Annotated in this window: 15 protein-coding genes; 11 read left to right on the top strand and 4 right to left on the bottom strand. The window is 70.5% G+C overall.

Annotated elements, in window-relative coordinates; genetic code table 11:
- The first annotated feature begins 161 nt into the window (after positions 1–161).
- The 5 genes from QHF83_RS35100 (at position 162) to QHF83_RS35080 (ending at position 8589) form a co-directional block, all read left to right on the top strand.
- On the top strand, positions 162–1910 hold the full coding sequence (locus tag QHF83_RS35100) for a DUF1592 domain-containing protein (protein ID WP_282422386.1): 1749 nt from the start codon (positions 162–164) through the stop codon (positions 1908–1910).
- 37 nt (positions 1911–1947) lie between these two features.
- On the top strand, positions 1948–3477 hold the full coding sequence (locus tag QHF83_RS35095) for a DUF1552 domain-containing protein (protein WP_282422385.1): 1530 nt from the start codon (positions 1948–1950) through the stop codon (positions 3475–3477).
- The gene (locus tag QHF83_RS35090; protein WP_282422384.1) at positions 3474–3866 is read left to right on the top strand and encodes a YkgJ family cysteine cluster protein; all 393 of its coding nucleotides are present in this window, start codon (positions 3474–3476) and stop codon (positions 3864–3866) included. Before QHF83_RS35095 ends, QHF83_RS35090 begins: the two co-directional genes overlap by 4 nt.
- Before the next feature lie 410 nt (positions 3867–4276).
- Positions 4277–7243: a pentapeptide repeat-containing protein gene (locus QHF83_RS35085; protein WP_282422383.1), complete on the top strand. Its 2967-nt coding sequence runs from the start codon at positions 4277–4279 to the stop codon at positions 7241–7243.
- A gap of 107 nt (positions 7244–7350) precedes the next feature.
- The gene (locus QHF83_RS35080; RefSeq protein WP_282422382.1) at positions 7351–8589 is read left to right on the top strand and encodes a hypothetical protein; all 1239 of its coding nucleotides are present in this window, start codon (positions 7351–7353) and stop codon (positions 8587–8589) included.
- 142 nt (positions 8590–8731) lie between these two features.
- On the opposite strand, the gene QHF83_RS35075 is transcribed toward QHF83_RS35080, so the two are convergent.
- Entirely contained in the window at positions 8732–9430 is a 699-nt protein-coding gene (locus tag QHF83_RS35075; RefSeq protein ID WP_282422381.1) for a hypothetical protein, read from the bottom strand.
- A 226-nt stretch (positions 9431–9656) separates the two neighbouring features.
- On the opposite strand from QHF83_RS35075, the gene QHF83_RS35070 reads away from it, so the two are divergent.
- A complete protein-coding gene (locus QHF83_RS35070) occupies positions 9657–10571 on the top strand; it encodes a DNA/RNA non-specific endonuclease (protein WP_282422420.1) in 915 nt (304 codons plus the stop codon).
- Here the strand turns inward: QHF83_RS35070 and QHF83_RS35065 are convergent.
- On the bottom strand, positions 10568–10951 hold the full coding sequence (locus QHF83_RS35065) for a nuclease A inhibitor family protein (protein ID WP_282422380.1): 384 nt from the start codon (positions 10949–10951) through the stop codon (positions 10568–10570). The genes QHF83_RS35070 and QHF83_RS35065 overlap by 4 nt on opposite strands.
- Positions 10952–11067: 116 nt before the next feature.
- Here QHF83_RS35065 and QHF83_RS35060 point away from each other — a divergent pair, with 116 nt between their 5' ends.
- From QHF83_RS35060 to QHF83_RS35045, 4 genes are read left to right on the top strand one after another with little or no spacing between them, the layout of a single operon-like run.
- Positions 11068–12930 carry a hypothetical protein gene (locus QHF83_RS35060; RefSeq protein ID WP_282422379.1) on the top strand — a complete coding sequence of 621 codons (1863 nt, stop codon included), beginning with the start codon at positions 11068–11070 and terminating at the stop codon, positions 12928–12930.
- On the top strand, positions 12927–13772 hold the full coding sequence (locus tag QHF83_RS35055) for a hypothetical protein (RefSeq protein WP_282422378.1): 846 nt from the start codon (positions 12927–12929) through the stop codon (positions 13770–13772). Before QHF83_RS35060 ends, QHF83_RS35055 begins: the two co-directional genes overlap by 4 nt.
- A 33-nt stretch (positions 13773–13805) precedes the next feature.
- On the top strand, positions 13806–14684 hold the full coding sequence (locus tag QHF83_RS35050; protein ID WP_282422377.1) for a hypothetical protein: 879 nt from the start codon (positions 13806–13808) through the stop codon (positions 14682–14684).
- Positions 14681–16192: a hypothetical protein gene (locus QHF83_RS35045; protein WP_282422376.1), complete on the top strand. Its 1512-nt coding sequence runs from the start codon at positions 14681–14683 to the stop codon at positions 16190–16192. The genes QHF83_RS35050 and QHF83_RS35045 overlap by 4 nt, the downstream gene beginning before the upstream one ends.
- A gap of 59 nt (positions 16193–16251) precedes the next feature.
- Here the strand turns inward: QHF83_RS35045 and QHF83_RS35040 are convergent, their stop codons facing one another.
- Positions 16252–17592, bottom strand: coding sequence for a cytochrome c peroxidase (locus QHF83_RS35040; protein WP_282422375.1), 1341 nt, complete (start codon positions 17590–17592; stop codon positions 16252–16254).
- Between the two features lie 117 nt (positions 17593–17709).
- A complete protein-coding gene (locus tag QHF83_RS35035; protein WP_282422374.1) occupies positions 17710–19551 on the bottom strand; it encodes an ABC transporter ATP-binding protein in 1842 nt (613 codons plus the stop codon).
- Between the two features lie 202 nt (positions 19552–19753).
- Between QHF83_RS35035 and QHF83_RS35030 the strand changes: the two genes are divergently transcribed.
- The coding region (locus QHF83_RS35030) for a hypothetical protein (protein WP_282422373.1) at positions 19754–20016 on the top strand (263 nt) is incomplete at its 3' end.

Genomic DNA, 20016 nt, shown 5'->3' with positions numbered 1-20016 from the left:
CGGCCTCCGATCCAGTGGCAGGACACGATACCGTTTTTGCGCGACGCGGCGCGGTTTTCGGCCGTTCGACGCTCTGGCGCGCGCCTGCCGATGCGGATACCTTGGTGCCCTCGTGCGCGGGGGAAAGCCTCGTGAACGCTCTTGCCAGGAGGTCCTTTTCGATGATGCGAAGACGCTGGCCATGGCTTCTGGGACTCGGCGCCCTCACAGGCGCCTGCACGGGGCTCATTGGCGAGCCCCTGGACGGGGAGGTCGGATCGACGCCCACGTCCTTCGTATGCGATCCGGACGCGGTGCCGCAAGCGCTGCCGCTGCGGCGGCTGAGCCACCTGCAATACCGCAATACGGTGTCGGATCTGGTGCGATTCGCCGTGCCCTCCGCGGCCGGGGAGATCCTCGGCGGGGCCGAGCCGCTCTTCGCCCAGCTCCCGAACGATCAGCGCGTCGGACCGGACAAACACTACGCCGGCTTCACGCGCCTCGATCAGGCCCTGCAGCAGCAGCACGTGGACGGCGCGTACCGCGTGGCCGGTGAGATCGGCAAGGCGCTCACGGCGTCGCCGGCGCGGCTCGCGGAGCTCGCGGGCGCCTGCGCCACGGACGCGGATCCGGCGAACGACGACGCCTGCCTCGACGCCATGATCCGCCGTTTGGGCGAGCGCGCGCTGCGCAGGCCCGTGACGGACGAGGACGTGGCCTTCTATCGAGGCCCGGCCGGAGCTTCGCCCTTCGACGGGGCCGATTATGCCGACGTCGTCGCGCTGCTCCTGAATGCGCCGCACATGATGTATTTCGTCGAGCATGGCCAGGAGGGCAGCGATCCCACGGCGCCGCTCGACGCCTACGAGCTCGCCTCGCGCCTGTCGTACCATTTCTGGCAGACGCTCCCCGACGAGCCGCTCTTCGAGGCGGCGCGGACCGGCGCGCTGCTCACCGAGGCCGGCTACGAGGCCGAAGTCGAGCGGATCTTCAAGGACCCGCGCACCCGAGCGGCCATGGGCGAGCTCTTCGGGCAATGGCTCGACAACACCACGCTGGAAGAGCTCGACGCGCGCGTCGGCACGCCGCTCTTCGACGCGTTCACCGCGGGGTATACGCCGGGGCCCGATCTGCGCGAGCACATGCTCGCCGAGGTCACGGACGCGGCGCTTCATTACACGTTCGAGGAGCCGGGCACGTTCCGCGACCTGCTCACGAGCCGCAAATCGTTCGCCCGCACCGAGGACCTCGCGAGCCTCTATCACACGCCGGTATGGTCCGGGAGCGGCGAGCCGCCGGAGTTCACCGAGCCGGAGCGCGCCGGGCTCCTGACCCGCGCGGCCTTTCTGGCCACGGGATCGGCGAATACGCGGCCCATCATGAAGGGCGTGTTCATCCGCAAGGCGCTGCTCTGCGACGAGATCCCGCCGCCGCCGCCGAACGCCGCGGCGAACCCGCCGCAGCTCAGCGAGAGCCTGTCCACGCGACAGGTCGTCGAGGAGCTCACGGGGCAAGGCACGTGCGCCGGTTGCCACAAGGTCGTCATCAATCCGCTCGGCTTCGCGACGGAAAACTTCGATTCCCTCGGCCGCGTCCGCACCGAGCAGGCGCTCTTCGATCCCGGCACGGGCGAGGTCGTGGCGACGGCCAGCGTGGACACGGAGGTCGTGCCGCGCGTGGAGAGCGGCGACGAGACGGTCGCGAAGAACGCGCAGGAGCTCACGAACCTCATCGCCGCGAGCCCCAAGCCGTATGCATGTTTCGCCAGGCAATACTTCCGGTTCACCTTCGGCCGGCTGGAGGATCTCAATCGCGACGCCTGCGCGCTCGAAGAGGTGAAGCTCGCCCTCGATGAGGGCATGCCCATGGCGGACGTGCTCCGATCCATCGCGCGGAGCCAGGCGTTCCGCATGCGCTCGTTCGTGGATTGATGGTGCGTGAATAGCGGCCCGGAAACTGGAGAATGATATGAAGAAGCTCAACCGACGCATGTGGCTCCGAGGCGCGGCGGGGTTCACGCTGGCCATCCCGTTCCTCCCCTCGCTCTTCGGCAAGGACCAGGCATACGCCGCAGGTGGACCGAAGCGCTTCGTGGCGCTCGCGACTCCGCACGGCGGCGTCTGGCAGCCGCGGATGTATCCGAACGACGCGACGCTCACGCAGACGGTTTCGTACGCAGGGCACGACGTCCGGCGCGGCGCGCTCGCGCTCGAGGTCGCGAACGGCGTGGCCTCGCTCTCGCCGGTCCTCGCGGGGGATTCGACGAAGCTCACGAGCTCGCTCGTGCAGAAGATGAACGTGATGCGCGGGCTCGACGTCACGTTTTACCTGGCGCACCACCGCGGCGGCCATCTCGGCAATTACGCGGACAACGACGGCAACGGCGCCGACGGTCAGGCGATCTGGGAGAAGAAGCGGCAGACGATCGATCAGGTCCTCGCCTGGTCGAGCAAGTTCTACCCGGATCTCGCCTCGATCCGCGAGCGATCGATCGTGGTCGGCAGCGGCGGGATGTCGCACGGGTGGTCGAACCCCGGCAACCAGACGGGCGACATTCAGACGCTGACCCCGGAGAACGACTCGCTCGCGCTCTTCAACAAGATCTTCGTGCCCCCGCAGGATCCGGGCGAGACGCGCCCGCCGATCGTCGACCGCGTGCTCGAGGATTACAAGCGCCTCAGGGACGGGAGTCGCCGTCTCTCCGGAAAGGACAAGCAGCGGCTCGACGATCACATGGATCGCGTGAACGAGCTCGATCGCAAGCTCAACGTGAGCGCGTCCTGCGGCGACATCCAGGCGCCTTCGAGCTCGTCGATCGACGAGTGGGGCTCGTCGTTTTCGGTCGACCCGGAGGCGCAGAAGCGCTTCTGGCAGCTCATGAACGACGTCATCGTGGCCGCATTCGCCTGCGACACGTGCCGCATCGTGACGATGAACATCGGCGACCATTTCTCGAATTACGTGGGCGACTGGCACCAGGACGTGGCGCACCAGGCGAACGTGAGCGCCGAGCGGCACGAGCTCAATTTCCAGGGGCATCGGCGCTTCTTCGAGGACGTGTATCTCGACCTCGTGTCGAAGCTCGACGCCTTGCAGGACGCGAGCGGCGGCTCCGTGCTCGACCATTCCCTCGTGCAATGGTCCCAGGAGTCGGGCTGCGTGACGCACGACCCCATCGAGATGTGCGTGGTCACGGCCGGAAGCGCCGACGGGTTCTTCTCGACGGGCAACTATTGCGATTATCGCAACCTGCAAAAGCCAGCGGCCAAGGCGGACGGGAACAACCTCGTCGACTCGCACGTGGGGTTGGTCTACAACCAGTGGCTCGGGAACGTGCTACAATCGATGGGCCTCGCGCCCTCCGACTACGAGACGGACGGGTACGGCGGCTACGGCCTCGTCCAGCTCTCGACCGAGAGCTGGTTCGGCGGGTACAACAAGTACACGAGCGCCGAGCTCGGCGTGATGAGCGAAATCCTCCCCTTCCTGAAGGCATGAACCAAAAGACGCACCTCCCGCTCGATCCGGATCTCGCCACCGAGCGGGAGGCGCCCGTCGATCCCGACACCGGCGAGCCCCTCGATTGCACGCACTGCGGAGCCTGCTGCGAAGCAGGTCCAGGAAACATCCCCCTGACAGAAGACGACCTCGTCCTCTGGCGCCGAGCCGGAAAGCAAGACCTCGCCAATCGCGTGGACGAAGGCCATTTCGGCATGATGGCATTCCCCACGACGCACGAAGGCGCGTGCATCTACCTCACACGCCCCAAAGGCCAGAGCATCTGCTCGATTTACGCAGACCGCGCGAGCACCTGCCGCGAGTTCCAAGCAGGCTCGTGGCAATGTTTGGAGTTCCGCCGGGACGCGCGGAAGAAGGGGCGGCTCTAGCAACGGCGCCGCGCCGGGGCTCTGCCCCGGACCCCGCGGGGGCTGTTCGCCCCTCGACCCGAACCAGCGCAAGCGCTGGACCCGGGGTGGAAGAACTGCGCGATGCGCAGTTCTTCCAACGAGCCGGTAGGACAGCGTTGCTGGTCGAAATGGCAGCGCGGCTGTTTCGGTTGGCAAGGTGGTTGGTGGTCTTGGCTCGGCCTGTTCGATGAACTGCGCATCGCGCAGTTCATCGACCAAAGGTCCAGCGCTTGCGCTGGTCCGGGTCCAGGGGCGGATAGCCCCGGTGGGGCCTGGGGCAACGCCCCAGCGAGACGCCTCCCATGGGACAAGGCTCTTGCCTTGTGCTCCCTCGGGGGGCTACCGTCCTTTCACGCGCGGCGTAAAGCGCTTCACCAGGAACGCGGGTAGTGCCCTCCACGTCACCTTTCCCGATCCCCGTTTCTGCCCTCAAGCCCGTTGCTTGTGGCTCGACGCTCTGGCGCAGCGGCGGCGTCCTGCGCGCCACGATCTTCCTCAAGCTCACCGTCTCCCTCACGCACGAGCGCACGGCTTGGCCGACCACGGCCATCGACCTCGTCCGCGAGGAGCGCAACCGTGACAAGAGCCCGGCTTCGAGCGTCCTCGAGGCCACTGAGACCGCGCCTTACCTCCCCTCCGCGGGCATCCTCCTCTCCGGCCACGCGTATGCCCCGGGAGGCCGGCCCGTCCCTGCGGTCTCCGCGCGCCTCGCGATCTTTCGCGAGCGGGGCCTGCTCGACAAGACCATCCACGTCTTTGGGGATCGACCTGCGAACGCGCCCCAGTCGCCGCGGCCTTTCGACCGCATGCCGCTCATCTATGAGCGCGCCGGCCTCACCGACGACAACCCCGTCGGCGTGCCTCCGAGCGCGCCCACGCTCCCGAACCTCCTCGATCCCCGGGGCCCCACGCGCACCGCGGGCTTTGGACCCTACGGGCGGTACTGGCCCCATCGACGGCGCTTGCTCGGCAACGTCGACCGCAAGCGGCTCGACGGCGTCGTCGCTGACATCCCCGACGGCTTCGACTTCCGCTGGTACAACCCTGCGCCCCCCGACCAGCAGATCGAGTTCCTCCGCGGCGAGGAGTGGATCGTCCTCGACGGCATGCACCCGAGCCTGCCGCGCGTGCAGTCGCGGCTCCCGCTCGTCCGCGCCAAGGCGTGCACCTTCCTCGTCGGCCCGGCCGGGCCGGGGCAGGGGCGCGTGATCGACCTCACTGCGGATCTCCTCGTCATCGACGCTGATCGGCTCGTCGCGTCCATCGTCTTTCGGGGCAATTTTGCGTTCGATCGGCTGGAGACCGTGCCGCAGCTCCGCGCCTTCGCGGACGTGGAGCTGCCGGGCAACCCGATTCGGTGGCCGGACGCGGCCGAGGTGATGCGCGCGCCGGCGCCTGGGCCGATCATGCCCGCGGCGGCGCCGGCTCCGTCGGCCGACATCTTCACGACGCTGCCGGTCCGGGACGAAAAATCGGCCTCGCGGGCGGTGCTCCCGTTTCAGCCGCGTCCTGCCGGCGCGCCGACGGTCCTGCCGCCGAACTCCCCGCCGCCGCCGCTGCGGCCGCGCGTCGATCCGGACGACGATCCGCTGATGCACACGCAGGCGATCGATCTGGCCGACCCGCCGTCGCGCCCGGCGATGCCGTTCCTGAGCGCGTCGCCGGGCGCCGCGCAGGCCCGCGCCGCGCTGGGCATACCGCCGGCGCCGCCGCCTCCGCCGCCGCGGCCGGTCCGCCGGGATGACGACGAAGATGCGACGCGCGCGATCGACCTCGCGGAGCTCGAAGCGAAGCGGGCGGCGGCGGCGACGCCTTTCGAAAAGGCCGGGGAGCGCGCGCCGGGGAGCGTGCGTCTGCCGCCGCCGGCCGTGCAAGCGCCTCCTGCGATGGTGCAGGCGCCTCCTCCCGTCGTCCCTGCGCCTCCTGCGATGGTGCAGGCGCCGCCTCCCGTCGTCCCTGCGCCTCCTGTAACGGTGCAGGCGCCGCCTCCCGTCGTCCCTGCGCCTCCTGCAACGGTGCAGGCGCCTCCTCCCTTCGTCCCTGCGCCTCCGCCGATGGTGCAAGCGCCCCCGCCCGTCGTCCCTGCGCCTCTTGTGACGTTGCAGGCGCCGCCGCCCGTCGTCCCTGCGCCTCCTGCAACGGTGCAGGCGCCTCCGGCCCCCCTCCAGGTGCTTGGAACCGCTCCCGCGGCTGCTCCGGAAGCCCCTTCCGCTCCCGCTTCCGCTCCCGCTTCCGCTCCCGCTTCCGCTCCTGCTGCCGCTCCCGCTCCTGCGCCCGCGCCCGAGGAGACCGGCATCCGCGCCACCGTGCTCGCGCGCCTCCGCGCCGGCGAGCGCAACCCGCTCCACGGCCTCTCCGTCGTCGGCGCCGACCTGTCGAACCTCGACCTCAAGGGCGCGAACCTCTCCGGCCACGACCTCGGCGGCGCGAACCTCTCCGGCGCGAACCTCGAAGGCGCCCGCCTCTCCGGCACCCGCCTCGTCGACGCCGACCTCGACGGCGCCGACCTGCGCAGCGCCGACCTCAAGGCCGCCGACCTCTCCCGCGCGAGCCTCGCCAAGACCCGCCTCGACGGCGCCTCCATCGAGCAAACCACCTTCGCCTCCGCCCGCGGCAGCGGCGCGAGCTTCGACGGCTGCCGCGGACGCGCGCCCGTCTTCGCCCGCGGCACCTGGGACGGCGCGACCTTCCGCGCCCTCGACGCGCTCTCCGCCGACTTCACCGGCGCCTCGCTCGAAGCCGCCGTCTTCGAACGCGCCGTCCTGCCCGAGATCAAGCTCGTCGACGCCCACGGCAAGGGCGCGAGCTTCCTCGGCGCCCGCCTCGATCAAGCCCACGCCGAGGGCGCGGCCCTCACCGACACGAACTTCCACGAGATCGACGCCAAGGGCTCCACCTGGGAGAACGCCTCGCTCGCCGGCTCGTCGTTCGAGGACGCGCGCCTCGACGGCGCCGTGCTCACGCGCGCCACCTGCGAGGGCGCGAAGTTCTTGCGGGCGAACCTCAAGGGCGCGAACCTCGGCCGCGTCCAGGCCGACCGCGCCATCCTCGACGGCGCCATCCTCGACGGCGCCGACCTGCGACAGGCCCGCATGCACGAGGCCCGCTTCGAGGGCACGAACCTGCAGAACGTGATCGCCGGCCGCGCCGACCTCTCGCGCTCGCACCTCGTCTCCGCCGATCTGACGAACGCGAATTTCCGCGCGGGGCTGCTTTCCGGGTCGAACCTCGGGAAGGCCAAGCTCGACGGCGCCGACCTGCGTGACGCGGATCTCCGGCGTTGCACGCTGAGCGGCGCCTCGCGGAGCGGCACGAAGCTGATGGGGGCCAACATCCGCGACGCCGTCGATGAGTGAGCCCGTCGACGGGATCTGGGGCTTGGGGTGGGTTCGGCGCCCTCCGCCCCAAGCCCCTTTGCCGAGGATTCGCCCACGGAGAGCAAATCCAGGTACAGTGCTCGGCCATGAGCGGAGGCCGTGGTGAAGCCCTGAGCGCGAGCGCGTGCCGCGACGAGGCCACGCTCCGCTCCTTCATCGAGACGCGGATCAGCCCGAACGCGTGGCCCATCCACTCGCCCGTGCTCCGCCGCCGCATCCTCGAAGAGGGCATCGACCTCGAAGCCGCCTTTCGCTTCACCATGGACCTCGACGCCATGGAGCGGCTGATCCGCGTGTTCGAGGCCCGCTCCTGCCGCGTCGAGCGCCTGCTCGGCATCAACAACGCCTTCCACCGGACGCTGCACAACGACGAGGTGCTCCTTCGCCTCCTCCTGCTCGAGTGGCCCGAGACGGTGCCGCTGCCCGACGAGGTGAAGAACGCGCCCATGCGCGTCTATCCGAACATCGACGCCATCGCGGCGGTGCTCCGCGACGCGCTTGGCCGGATGCTCGAGGCCGGCACGCCCGCGTGGGTGCTCGCGCGGGACCTCCTCGCGGCCCTCGGGCACGACTACGGGCACTCCGGCGGCACCGATCGCATGCTCCAGGACGGCGCGCCCGCGCCGCTCACGCACGAGGACACCGCGGAGAAGTACGTCGCGCCGATCGGGCTCGAGTTCGGCATGCCGACGGCGCTCGTGCTGGAGAGCATGGCTGGCATCCGCGCGACGACGTTCTTCGTGCGTCCCGGTCGTCCGCGCATCCAGGCCGTGACCGAGTTCGAGCGGAGGCTGACGCTTGCCGACGTGATGGGCTGCGTCCTGCCGCCGGACCTCTGGCTCACGCACGTGGGCGCGCCCGTGCTCGTGGAGAAGCTGCCGATCTGGCGGCGGCGGCTCGTGCAGATCCCGGGTGAGCTCGGGGCGATCGAGGCGCGCCTCGCCGTCCTTGCGGACGACGATCCGACCCGGCAGGGGATCCTCGCCGCGCGCGAGGCGTTGCAGCTCGAGGACTCGCGCATCGTCAAGCACGTCGAGGAGTGGTTCCGCAGCGAGCGTGGCTTCTTCCTTTTCATCGAGTCGAGCCGGCTCGGCGTGGTGCCACGTGCGCGCGACCTCTGGGGCGACGTCTTACGCGGCAAGATCGAGCTCATGGAGCGCGTGCTCGCCCAGAAGGAGCTCCTCGCGCCGCTTGCCGCGCAGGGGTTCCCGCTGCTCGGTCAGTACGCCGAGGAGCTCGCGAACGCCGAATCCTTGGAGAGCGTCATCGCTCGCGGCACGCTCGACCCGGGGCTCTACCAGATCCTGCGCATGTTCCTACCCTGAGGTAGCGCCCCCGATGCCCCTTTGCATCGACCGCACCGCGGTCGATGCACCAGCGGTCCAGGGCTTGCCCTGGTCCGGGTGCAGGGGCGGACAGCCCCTGCTCGGGTCCGGGGTGAAACCCCGGCGCTACGCCACCACCCACCTAGAGGATCGCGACCTTCCACGGCGACGCCGCCGGGTCGTAGGCCAGCGCGAACGTGCGGAGCTTGTACGCGTCGTAGCGTGCCTTCTCCTCGGAGACGGCGGTCGTCACGATGCCTGCGGCGGGGGGCTGGCCGAGAGCCTGATCGATGGCGGCCACGCGATCGCCGGAGGTCACGATGTCGTCGATGTACACCACGGCTTCGTTTGGCATCGGCTTGCCGATGGTGATCAGGTTGGCTGCGAGCTCCTGCGCGGGGTCTTCCTCGTAGCTGAAGCGCGGGCGCATCGCGTCCTTGTGCACCACGCAGGGGCGCACCTTCCCGAAGCCGAGACGTTCGAGCTCGAGGGCGAGGTCGCGGCTCGGCCATCGGTCCGTCGTGCGGTTTCCGCGCACCACGTTTGCGGCGGGGATCGGCACGAGCGCGATGTTTGGCTTCGTGATGCCGAGGGCCGTGCGCACGTCGCGCTCGTGTACGGCCAGGATGTCGGCGACGTACGCGTAGGCGGCGCTCGGCGTCTCCAGGCGCATCATGTTCCGGCCTGGGTGCAGTGGGTGCTGGATGGAGCTCGGGATCGGCTCCTTGCGCTGGTTCGTCACGAGGTAGACGAGCCCGCGCATCGGGTTCGCGTTCAGCCCGGCCAGGGGAGATCCCAGCTTGTAGTACGAGCCGACGGCGTACCCGGGGATCCGTCTCAAGACGCAGTCCCTCGCTTCATACCCAAGCGCGACCTTAGCGCGCTCCGTCGCACCTCTGCTACCCCCATACGTTCTCGGGGGCCGCGCGTGTGGCTCCTCTCTCGACGGCCGGAACGCTCCCTGGGAGCATGATATAGCGGTTCCAAACGAAACGAGGCACGAACACGTGAGCCGGACTGCATCCAGAAAGCGACGCAAGACGGGAGGGGCCCTTGGCTTGTTCGTCGTGGCCCTCGTCGGCGGGGCCGGGGCGCTCTTGCATGCGTGCAGGGCTGACCGATGGCTCGACGACCTGACCCCGGGGACGGACCAGGGCAAGAGCCGCCCGCGCCCCACGACCACGGGCACCGGCGCCCCCACGGCGCCTGGCCCGAAGGGGAGCCCGGCGCGCGGGGCCGGCGGCAAGCCTGCCGACGCGAGCGTCCACCTCGCGCTCGGCGTGCCGACGGACGACGATCCCTCGGACGACCACCTGATGCGCAAGGCCCAGTACGCGCTGTCTTACAACGCGGACCAGAATGTCGCGAACTGGGTGAGCTGGCAGATCGACGCGAGCTGGTTCGGCGATGCGCCTCGGCACAAAGGGAAGTTCCTGACGGATCCGGAGCTACCGTCGGGCTTCTACCGGGTCACGCACGACGACTACACGGGGTCGGGCTACGACCGGGGCCACATGGTGCGCTCGGAGGAGCGGACCCGCTCGCCCGAGGACAACAAGGTCACCTTCCTGATGACGAACATCCTGCCGCAGTACCACGACCTCAACGCGGGGCCTTGGCTGCGGCTCGAGGAGCACTGCGAGGACCTCGGCAGAAAGCAGGGCAAACAGCTCTTCGTCATGGCGGGCGGCGTACTCAAGCGGGGCAAGAAGCCCACGAAGACGATCGGCAAGGGCGTCGCGGTGCCCGACACGTTCTTCAAGATCGTCGTGGTGCTCGATCCGCGCGAGGGGCCAGCGGACGTGACGGAGTCGACGCCGGTGATCGCGGTCCTCATGCCGAACAAGGAGGGCATCCAGGACGAGGGCTGGGAGAAGTACCGGACGACCGTGGACGAGATCGAGCAGCGGACGGGCTACGACTTCCTCACGGCCGTGGACGAGGACGTCCAGGCGGAGATCGAGGCGAAGAAGGGGGACTAGGTCTCGACCAGCTTCGTGGTCACCCCGAGCCATACGCCCGACGGGTGCCGGCCGAGGACGAAGGCGTCGATGTCGACCTTTCCCACCCGGTAGACGCGCAGGTCCGCGAGCTCGCGCTGGAGCAGGTCGACGAGGGACCGGAAGCGGGCCGACCCGTCGTCGTCGCCCTCGACGAGACCTTCGAAGAACGAGGCCACGGCCACCTCCTCGACCTGCGTGTCCGGGGACAAGCCTTGCGCCCGTAGCACCGCCGCCGGGGAGGGCTCCTCCTCGCCGAAGCGGTAGGCCTCGATCGGGAAGTCCGATTCGCTCGGGAACAGGAGGCCGGCCGCGGCCTCCCCGATAGCCTGCATCAGCGGTTCGACTTCCTGGCTCAGCATCCCTCGCTCCTCCGTGTCGGGCGCATTCGAGGCACGCGAGGTCGACCGCGTCAAGGCGACCTCCCGCGCGCGTCCACAAATCTTTCGGACGGGCTGTGCGTCTACGAGCCCACCCCATGCGCCCGCCTCGCCGCACCTTGGCCTCGTTCGGCCTCTTCGCCACCTTGCTCGCCGCGCCCGCCGCTGCCGCCGCCGCACCCGCGCGCAGCGGCGCCGTCGCCCTCGATCGCGACGCCCTCGTCGCGTATGTCGCCGACGCCGACAACGAGGCGCTCCACCGCGTCGATCTCGTGAGTGGTTCGGTCGCGACGACCCCGCTCGGCTGCGCGCCTGCCGAGGTCCTCGTCCTCGCCGAGGATCGCGTCGCCGTGAGCCTGCGTGGATGCAACGAGGTGCGTGTCCTCGATGTCGACGCGGCGGGCGAGGGGACCGTCGCCGCGCGCGCGGTCGTCCCCGCCGAACCCTGGAGCCTCGCCGTCGGCCCGCGCGGCGCGCTGCTCGTCACCTCTGCGTACGGCCGCGCCCTCACCGCGCTCGACGCCGAGTCCCTCGCGACCCGCTTCTCCTTGCGCCTGCCGCGCGAGCCTCGGGGCATCACCGTCACGCCCGACGGCCGCCGCGCGTTCGTCACGCATGCCGCCGGGGATGCTCTCTCCGTCGTGGATCTCGACGGCGGCGATGCGGGCGAAGCGCCCGTCGTTCGCGCCGTGCGCGCGCTCGGCGGCAGCTACCGAAACCGCGTCGACACGATGGTCGGAGCGAACACGCTGCACCCGACCTCGTCGCTCGCGTATGTCGCCGTGCTGAACGAGAGCGGCACGCGCCTCTTCGTCCCGCACCTCGTCGCGCAGAACGGCGAGAGCACGACGCGTGTCGTCGCGGGCGGTTATGGCGGCGTCTCGATCGAGGAGGACACTTCGGTCCCGACCGTCGCGGTCCTCGACGTGGCGCGCGAGCGCACGCTCGGCGCGGACGGCGGCGCCGCGCAGAAGAACTTCGTCAACATCGCGGCGAACGCCTTCTCGGCGAGCGCCGTCGCGCCGGCAGGCTCTCCCGCACGGCAAGCCCGCGCCGCGGCGGTGCTCGGCGACGCGCTGTTCGTCGTCTCGCATGGCACGGGCGAGCTCGTCGAGCTCGACGCGCGCTCGCTCGATCCGGCGCTCGCCCCGCGGCGCGCCTTCCACGTGGGCGAGGGCCCTTCCGGCGTCGACGTCGATCCTCGCACGGCGATCGCGGTCGTCTGGAACCAGCGCTCGCACGACCTCTCCGTCGTGAGCCTCGCGTCGGGCGCCGTGGACACGCTTCCCGTCTCGACGGACCCGCTCCGCGAAGACCTCGCGCTCGGCCGGAGCCTCTTCCACGCCGAGGGCGATCGCCGCATCTCGCGTGACGGCCGCGCCTGCGCGAGCTGTCACCCCGAGGGGCGCGAGGACGGCATCGTGTGGCGGCTCGGCGACGGCCCGCGACAAACCATGGCGCTCGCGGGCCGCGTCGAGCGTGGGCCTTACGGCTGGCACGGCATGCACGCGAAGCTCGAGGACAACATCGCCGAGACGCTCACCCGCCTCGGCGGATCGGGCTTGCCGGCCGAGGAACTCGCCGCGCTGGCGAAGTACCTCCGCGAGGGGCTCTTCGTGCCGCGCCGCGAGACGAAGGATCCCGGCGAGGAGGCGCTCGTCACGCGCGGGCGTGACCTCTACACGTCGGAAAAGCTCGGCTGCAACGGCTGCCACGGGCTCGAAAAGGGGACGAGTGATCGCGTCGTGCACGACGTCGGCTCGCGCGCGAAGGACGAGTCCCGCGCTGCGTTCCGCACGCCGCCGCTCGCCATGCTCGAGGGCTCCGCGCCTTACTTCCACGACGGCCGTTACCCGACGCTCGAGGCCCTGCTCGACGACAACCTCGATCGCATGGGCCAGACGAGCCACCTCACCACCGAAGACCGCGCCGCCCTGCTCGCCTTCCTGAGGACCCTGTGAAGACGTACGCCCTGCCCCTGCTCGCCGCCGCGTTCCTGTTCTCGTCCGGCTCCGCGGAGCCCGCGTCCGAGGCCGCCTCCGCGCCCGAGGCCGCTGCCGCTGCCGCTGCCGCGCCCGCTGCCGCGCCTGCTTCCGCCGCCGCACCCGCTGCCGCGCCCGAGCCTCCCGCGCTGCTCGACGGCATGCGTGTCCTCCTCGGCAAACGCGCCGGCTCGTTGGTCACGGTCTCCGTGGTTCGTCCGCGCCACCTCGTCACGATCGTCCAGGGGGACAAACGTGTCCTCGGCTCGAACGAGGCGTCCCTCGCCGTCGATCCCGCGCAGCCGATCACCTGGGAGACGACCGACCGCGGCACGCTGGAGACGCTCCGCGGCGAGGCCGTGATCTCCCTGCAAGGCGATGGCCGTCCCGTGTCCGCCACGCTCCGGCCGAAAGCGCTCCTCGCGGCCGTCGCAGAGGAGGCCGAGGGCCGCCACGTTTGCAAGGCGTTCGAGGGAACGAGCGCCGGCTTCGCCGTGGTTTGTCGCGTCGAGTCCCTCACCGTCGCGGCCGCGCGCACCTTCGGCGATGCCCCGCTCGATCGCATCCAGAACGTCGCCACCGGCGAGCACACGTTCTTCCGCATGGAGCTCGATCCCGGCGCGGACGGCGTCGACGCCACGGTCCTCGGCTACTCGTCCGCGGCGCGTGGACACGTCCTTCGCGCCGAGGCGAGCAGGCTCCCCGGCGAGGCGCGACCCTCGCTCGCGCTCCTGTCCGAGTCGCGGATGCAGCCCGTTCCCATCCCGCGCCGCTTCCCGCATCGCCGTCCCCTCCGCCCGCGGATCGAGCCCTTCGATTGATCCCGGCGCGCGCTTCACGCAAGCTCCCTCCCGATGCGCCACGCCCTGTTCTTCGCGCCCCTTCTCGCCGCCGCGTGCAGCGCCGCGCCTCCGCCTTCCGGCTCCACGACCGTCGCCGATCCCGGCTCCGTGCTCGTCGTCGTCGACACGCCGCCCGCGGCCACGGCCACGGCCGAGGCCCCGGCGCCGAAGCCCGTCGCGCGCGGCGATCTCGAGTGGACCATCTTCGGCGACACGCCCACCGTTGCGTGGGCGCCCGACGGCGTTCGCCTCGCCATCGCCAACCAGGTGAACTACCTCAACACGCCTGCGCCGGCCGGCCAGGCCGGGATCGACGTCGTGCACGTGGAGACCGGCAAGCGCACGCGTGTCCACGAGGGACCCGGCTACCACCCGGTGTGGCTCTCCGACGATCAGATGGCCTTCGGCTGTTCGACCTACGAGTGCGACGACGCGGGCCAGGGCATCTACCTGCTCGACCTCGGCAAACGCGCCCGCCGCGCGCTCGCGCACGGCGCCTACCACACGCGGGCCGCCAAGGACGGCGGCGTCATCTTCTTCTCCGGCTTCCCCGAGTACGAGGGCTGGATGAGCTGGGATCTGCGCAGCCCCAAGCCGAAGCGCATCTCCGGCCCGGAAGACTCGTGGAAAGCGCCGACCGCGCCGCTCGCCGATCAGTGCCCCTCGAAGGTCGGCGATCGACGCGTCGAGCAGCGCGGCGATCAGGTCTTCGTGGTCGACGCCGCGACCGGCCGCCACCCCATCGTCACCGCGGAGCCCTGGAACCCCGCGTGGCCCGGGGATCGCGGCGCCATCCAGCCGTGTTTGTCTCCGGACGGCAGGTTCGTCGTGTACTTCTCCCAGCGCGGCGGCGCGGGCCTCGTCGGCGTGCGCCAGCTCGACACTCCTTGACCCGGTCCGCCGCTCGACGCGCGGCCGCGTTCGTCCTGCTCGTCCTCCTGCCGCTCGCGACCTCGCCGCTGACCGTCGACCTCCGGCCGCAGAAGACGCTCGTGCTCGCGCTCGCGCTGCCGCTCTGCGCGTGGGGCGCGCCTTCGCTCGTCGCGGCGCTCGTGCTCGCGCTCGGCCTGCTCCTGCTGCTCGTCTGGCCCGCTGCTCCGTGGGAGATCCTCGCCGTCGTTTCAGCTCCAAGCGTGTTTGGCGCACTCTCGGAGCTACTCGCCGAGGAGCGCGCCTTCATCTTCCGCCTCGCGCGCCGCGCCGTCCTCGCCGCGAGCTCGCTTGCCCTCGCGGGCGCGATCGGCCTCGTTCCCTTCGAGACCGGCGCCTTCCGCCTGCCGTACCCCGTGCTCGTCGGCACCTTCGGCAACCCGAACCATCTCGCCGCCTTCCTGCTGCTCGTGCTTCCGCTTTGCGCGGCCGATCGTGCATCCGCCACGCGGCGCGCCGATCGCATGGAAGCGACGATCGCGCTCATTCTTGGTGCCGCAACCATCCTCCTCTGCCGCTCGCACCTCGCAGCCCTCACGCTCGCCGCCGAGGTGCTCCTGCTCGTCCCGCGCGCCGCGCTCGCCGCTCCGCTCGCGGGCCTCGCGCTCGTCCCGATCGCGCTCGCCTCCGAGGGGTTCGTCCGCGCCTTCGAGGGGCGCCTCTACCTCCTCGTCGTCCATGCGCGAGGTCTGTGGGGGAAAGTTTTGCTTCTCGGTGTCGGCCCCGACGCGATCGCCCCGCGCTTCCTCGACTGGCAAGCCGAGCACCTCGCCACGCACCCCGACGCCGCGCGGTTCTGGACCTTCCCCGAGCACCCGCACGACGACCTCGCCGCGCTCGTCCTCGCCTTCGGCCTCCTCCCCGCGGCGCTCGCGCTCCTCCTCGCGCGAAAGCGCCTCCGCCTCGCGCCTGCCTTGCCCCGCGTCGAGCTCCGCGCCGCGTGGATCGCCTTCGCCCTGCTCGCGCTCGGTGCCGGGCTCTCGGCCTCGCCGGCGACCTGGATCGCGGCGCTGCTCGTGCTCGCTTGCACCTTCCGCCCGCGGGTCGGTTCGCGCGTTTCCTGGAACCTCGCGCGTGTGGGCCTCGCGTGCGCGCTCGCCTGGACCCTCGTGGCCTTCGCGCAGCTCCTCTCGGCCTACCACCACCGCGAGGCGCTGCGCGCCGCGACGACCTCGGGCGACACGCGCGCCGCGCTCCACCACACGCGCGCCGCGCTCCTGTTTCCCTTCGATCGAGCCCGCCTCCTTCACCTCGAAGGACGTCTCCTTCTCGAATCTGGCGACCCGCGCGCGGCCGCGGACAAACTGCACGAAGCCGCGCGCCTCTTGCCGCACCCGATCGTCTGGAAAGCCCTCGCCGCCGCGGAGCGCGCCGCGGGCAGACCCGAGGCGGCCGTCGCCGCGGCGCGCGCGTGGCTCCGCTACCGCCCCGGGGATCCCGAGGCGAAGGCCCTGATCGAAGGCCGATGACGGGGGTTTGGGGGCGTAGCTCGGCTCGTCCGAGCGTAGCCCCCAAGCGCTAGAGCGACTTACTTCATGGAACCGAACGACGTGTCGACGAGCAGCGCCTCGGGGATCGGGTCGCCCGTCAGCGTCTCCAGGAACGCGACGATGTCGTCGATCTCCTGCGGCGTGAGGTTCAGCGGCACCATGAGCGGATCCTTCGTGCCCGCGAAGTCCTTGTCGGCGCCGCCCACGTTGTAGAACTCGACCACCTCGCGCAGCGTCGCGAGGTGCCCCGTGTGCATGAACGGCCCCGTCTTCGCCACCGAGCGCAGGCCCTTCGTGCGGAACGCGCCCGTGAGCTTCGCGTCCTTCGTCACGCCCTTGCTGCGGTCGATGCTCGGGTCGTCGTTGTAGATGCCCTTCGTGCTGAAGTCCCAGCCGAAGTAGACGTCGAGCGCCTGGAACCGCCCCGGATCGCCGCCCATGTCCGGCGGCAGCACGTGCTCGCCGATCTGCGGCACGCCCGTCACGTGGAAGTCGTTGTCGCTGAACGTCGGTCCCGCGTGGCACGCGACGCACGCCGCCTTCCCCATGAAGAGCCCGAGCCCGCGCTTGGCGCTCTCGCTGATCGCCGACACGTCTCCGGCCACGTACCGATCGAACGGCGCGTTGCCGCTCTGGAGCAGCCGCAAGTACGCCGCGAGCGCCTTGCCGAAGTTCGCGTAGCCGCGGTTGATCACGCCGCGGTCCTCCTCCGGCATGCTCATCCACACGTCGGGCGCGACGGTTGGCGACGCGATCATCGGGAAACGCGCAGCGTCCGGATGCATCGGATCGAGCGCGGGATCGAGGTCCGGCTCGAAGAGCTCGTCGTACGCCGCGCGGTACTCCGGCTGCTGGTAGAGGAAGTGCACGATGCCCGAGCGATCCGTGCCCATGACGAACTCGGCCGGGACGAGGCACTTGCCCCAGAGGTTGTCGTTGTAGCCGACCCAGCCGAACCAGTCCGTGTACGTCGCGACGTTCACCAGCGTCGGCGCGTTGCGGATGAACCAGTCGATCGCGATCGACGTGTTCGCCGGCTTCGAGCGCGTGTCGACGAACCAGTCCGTCTTGATGTGGCAACTCTCGCACGAGACCTTGCCCGTCTCGCCGACGTTCCCGAGATCGTTCGCGACCTTGATCGGCCCGGCGTAGCCCTTCTCGTAGAAGAGCCGTTGCCCGAGCGCCGCGGCCTTGGGGTTGTCCGCGAAGGCGTTCGTCGTGTCCGCCTCGAGCGGCGGGAGCGGCGAGAGCGCCTGGATCTCCTCCCATTCCTCCGGCGTGAAATGACCGTCGACGAGATCCCCGCTCTCGTCACCGCAGCCGCCCAGGGCCGCCGCCGCCATCACCACGCACAACCAAAACCCTTTTCGCGCTCGCATGGAAACCTCCTCGCACGCGTGCCGCGCGCTCCCCCCTCGTGCCCGCTCATCGTAACGAACACGGAGAGGCGGCGATAGCCGGTTCGTCGCGCGCGCGGCCCGGTTCGACGAGGTTCCCTAACGGTACCCTTCGGCTTGCAGCGCGAACATCCGCGCGTACCGCCCGTCCTTCGCGACGAGCTCGGTGTGTGTCCCTTCCTCGATCACGCGGCCGCCGTCGATGACGAGGATCCGATCCGCCATGCGCACCGTGGGGAAGCGGTGCGACACGACGAAGGTCGTCCTTCCCTCGGCGAGCTTGCGGAACCGCTCGAAGACCGCGTGCTCCGCCTCCGCGTCGAGCGCCGCCGTGGGCTCGTCGAGCACGAGCACGTCGGCCTCTTCGCGCATGAACGCCCGCGCGAGCGCCACCTTCTGCCACTGCCCGCCGCTGAGCTCCGTCCCGTCCTTGAACCACCTCCCGAGCTGCGTATCGAGCCCGCTCGGCAGCGTCGCGAGCACCTCCTCGGCCCCGCCGCGCGTGATCGCCCGCGAGAGCCGCGCCGTGTCCTCCATGTGCAGCGTGCTCCCGAAGCCGACGTTCTCCCGCGCCGTGAGCTGATACCGGTTGTAGTCCTGGAACACGACGCCGATGCGCCGCCGGAGCGCGTCGAGATCCCACGCGGCGAGATCTTTCCCGTCGAGCAGGATGCGCCCCTCGGTCGGCGCGTAGAGCCGCGTGAGCAGCTTGATCAGCGTCGTCTTGCCCGCGCCGTTGTGCCCCACGAGCGCCACGCTCTGCCCGCGCGGCACGAACAGATCGAGCTTCGCGAGCGCGAGCTTCTCCTGCCCCGGGTACCGGAAGCTCACGCCCTCGAAGCGGATGCCCTGCTCGCGTCCCACCTCGTCGACTCCGGCTTCACGCTTCGCCGCGTCGGGGAGCGCGATCTTCGGCGCGATCGTCCCGTCGTTCGTGGGGATCGCGAGGTACGAGAACAGGTTCGACATGTACAGGTTGTGCTCGTACATGCCGCCGAGCGACGACAGGATCGACTGGAACGCCTGCTGGCCCTGGCGGAACGAGATGCCGTAGAGCACGAGGTCGCCGAGCGTGAGATCGCCGCTCGCCGCGCCGAGCGCCATCGACGCGTAGCAAGCGTAAAACGCGGCCGTCCCGAGCAGCGACAAACCCCAGCCGAGGCCCGCGCGCTGCACCGCGAGCGAGCGATCCTCGCGGTAGAACTTCTCGCCGAGCGCGCGGTACCGATCGAGCAGGAGCGGCCCGATCCCGAAGAGTTTTACCTCCTTCGCGTGCGCGTCGTTCGCGAGGACGTACTCCAGGTAGTTGAGCTTCCGCGCCTCGGGCGAGCGCCAGTTGCGCAGCCGGAAGGCGAGGTTGCCGAGCTTCACCTCCGCGATCGCCCCGGGCAGCGACGCGAGCGCGAGCGCGAGCACGGCGAACCCGCTCCACCGGAACAGGAGCGCTCCGTAGCCCGCGAGCGTCACCAGGCTCTGCACGATCCCGAACGTCTCGGTCACCATCGCGAGCGGCCTCGACGAGGCCTCGCGCCGCGCCCGCGTGAGCTGATCGTAGACCTGGGGTTCTTCGAAGTGCCGCAGCTCCAGCGTGAGCGCCTTCTCCAGGATCGCCCCGTTGATGTCGAGCCCGAGCCGCGCCCCGATGAGCGAGCGGATGAGCCCCATCCCGCGCTGCACGAGCGCGAGCGCCGCCACGAGCGCGAGCTCGACGAGCACCCAGCGCAGCGTCGCCTCGCGGGAATGCGCGGCCACCGCGTCCACGATCGCCTTGCCCGCGTACGCGACGCCGAGCGGCAGCACCGCGGCCGCCAAGGTCAGCACGAAGAGCGTGATCGTCGCGAGCTTGGCCGACCGGAACAGCAAGAGGAGCGTTCGCGGCGTATGCTCGAAGCTCCCGCGCAGGCGGACGAGGAGGTTCGGCTTCGGATTCGGCTCGGCCATCGCCGCCCATTGTTGCGCGCCCCTCGCCAAACCGCCCGTACGGTTCCTTGCACGGTCGGGCCGAGCAAGACCGAGTACATGCCGGCTGTTGACGTCCGGGGGCCGCCATGGTCAAGCTGGCGACCAGCGCAGGGATCGTTCGCTCGGCCCCCGCGCCGCTTACTTGCTTTTCACGACACGACAAGACGCCGAGGCGAAAACGATGCGTGGACGCTGGCACAGGTTGGGGACCGCCCTCGTGGCGGTGGTGTGTACGTCGGCTTGCGCGACGGGCATGGTCAACGAGGCCTCGGGCGGCAGCGGGAGCAGCGGTCCCGGCGAATCCGGAGGCATGGGCGGGGTCCCTGGCGCGGGCGGCGCGGGCGGCGCGGGCGGCGTGGGGGGACAAGCCGGGGCGGGTGGTTTGGGCGGCGCGGGCGGCGCGGGCGGCGACGGGGCCGCGGGCGCGGCGTCGAGCTCCAGCGC

Source organism: Polyangium sp. 15x6 (assembly GCF_029960785.1).
Classification (GTDB): domain Bacteria; phylum Myxococcota_A; class Polyangia; order Polyangiales; family Polyangiaceae; genus Polyangium.
The sequence above is the reverse complement of the archived record's forward strand: the minus strand, read 5'-3'. Positions and strand labels throughout refer to the sequence as shown.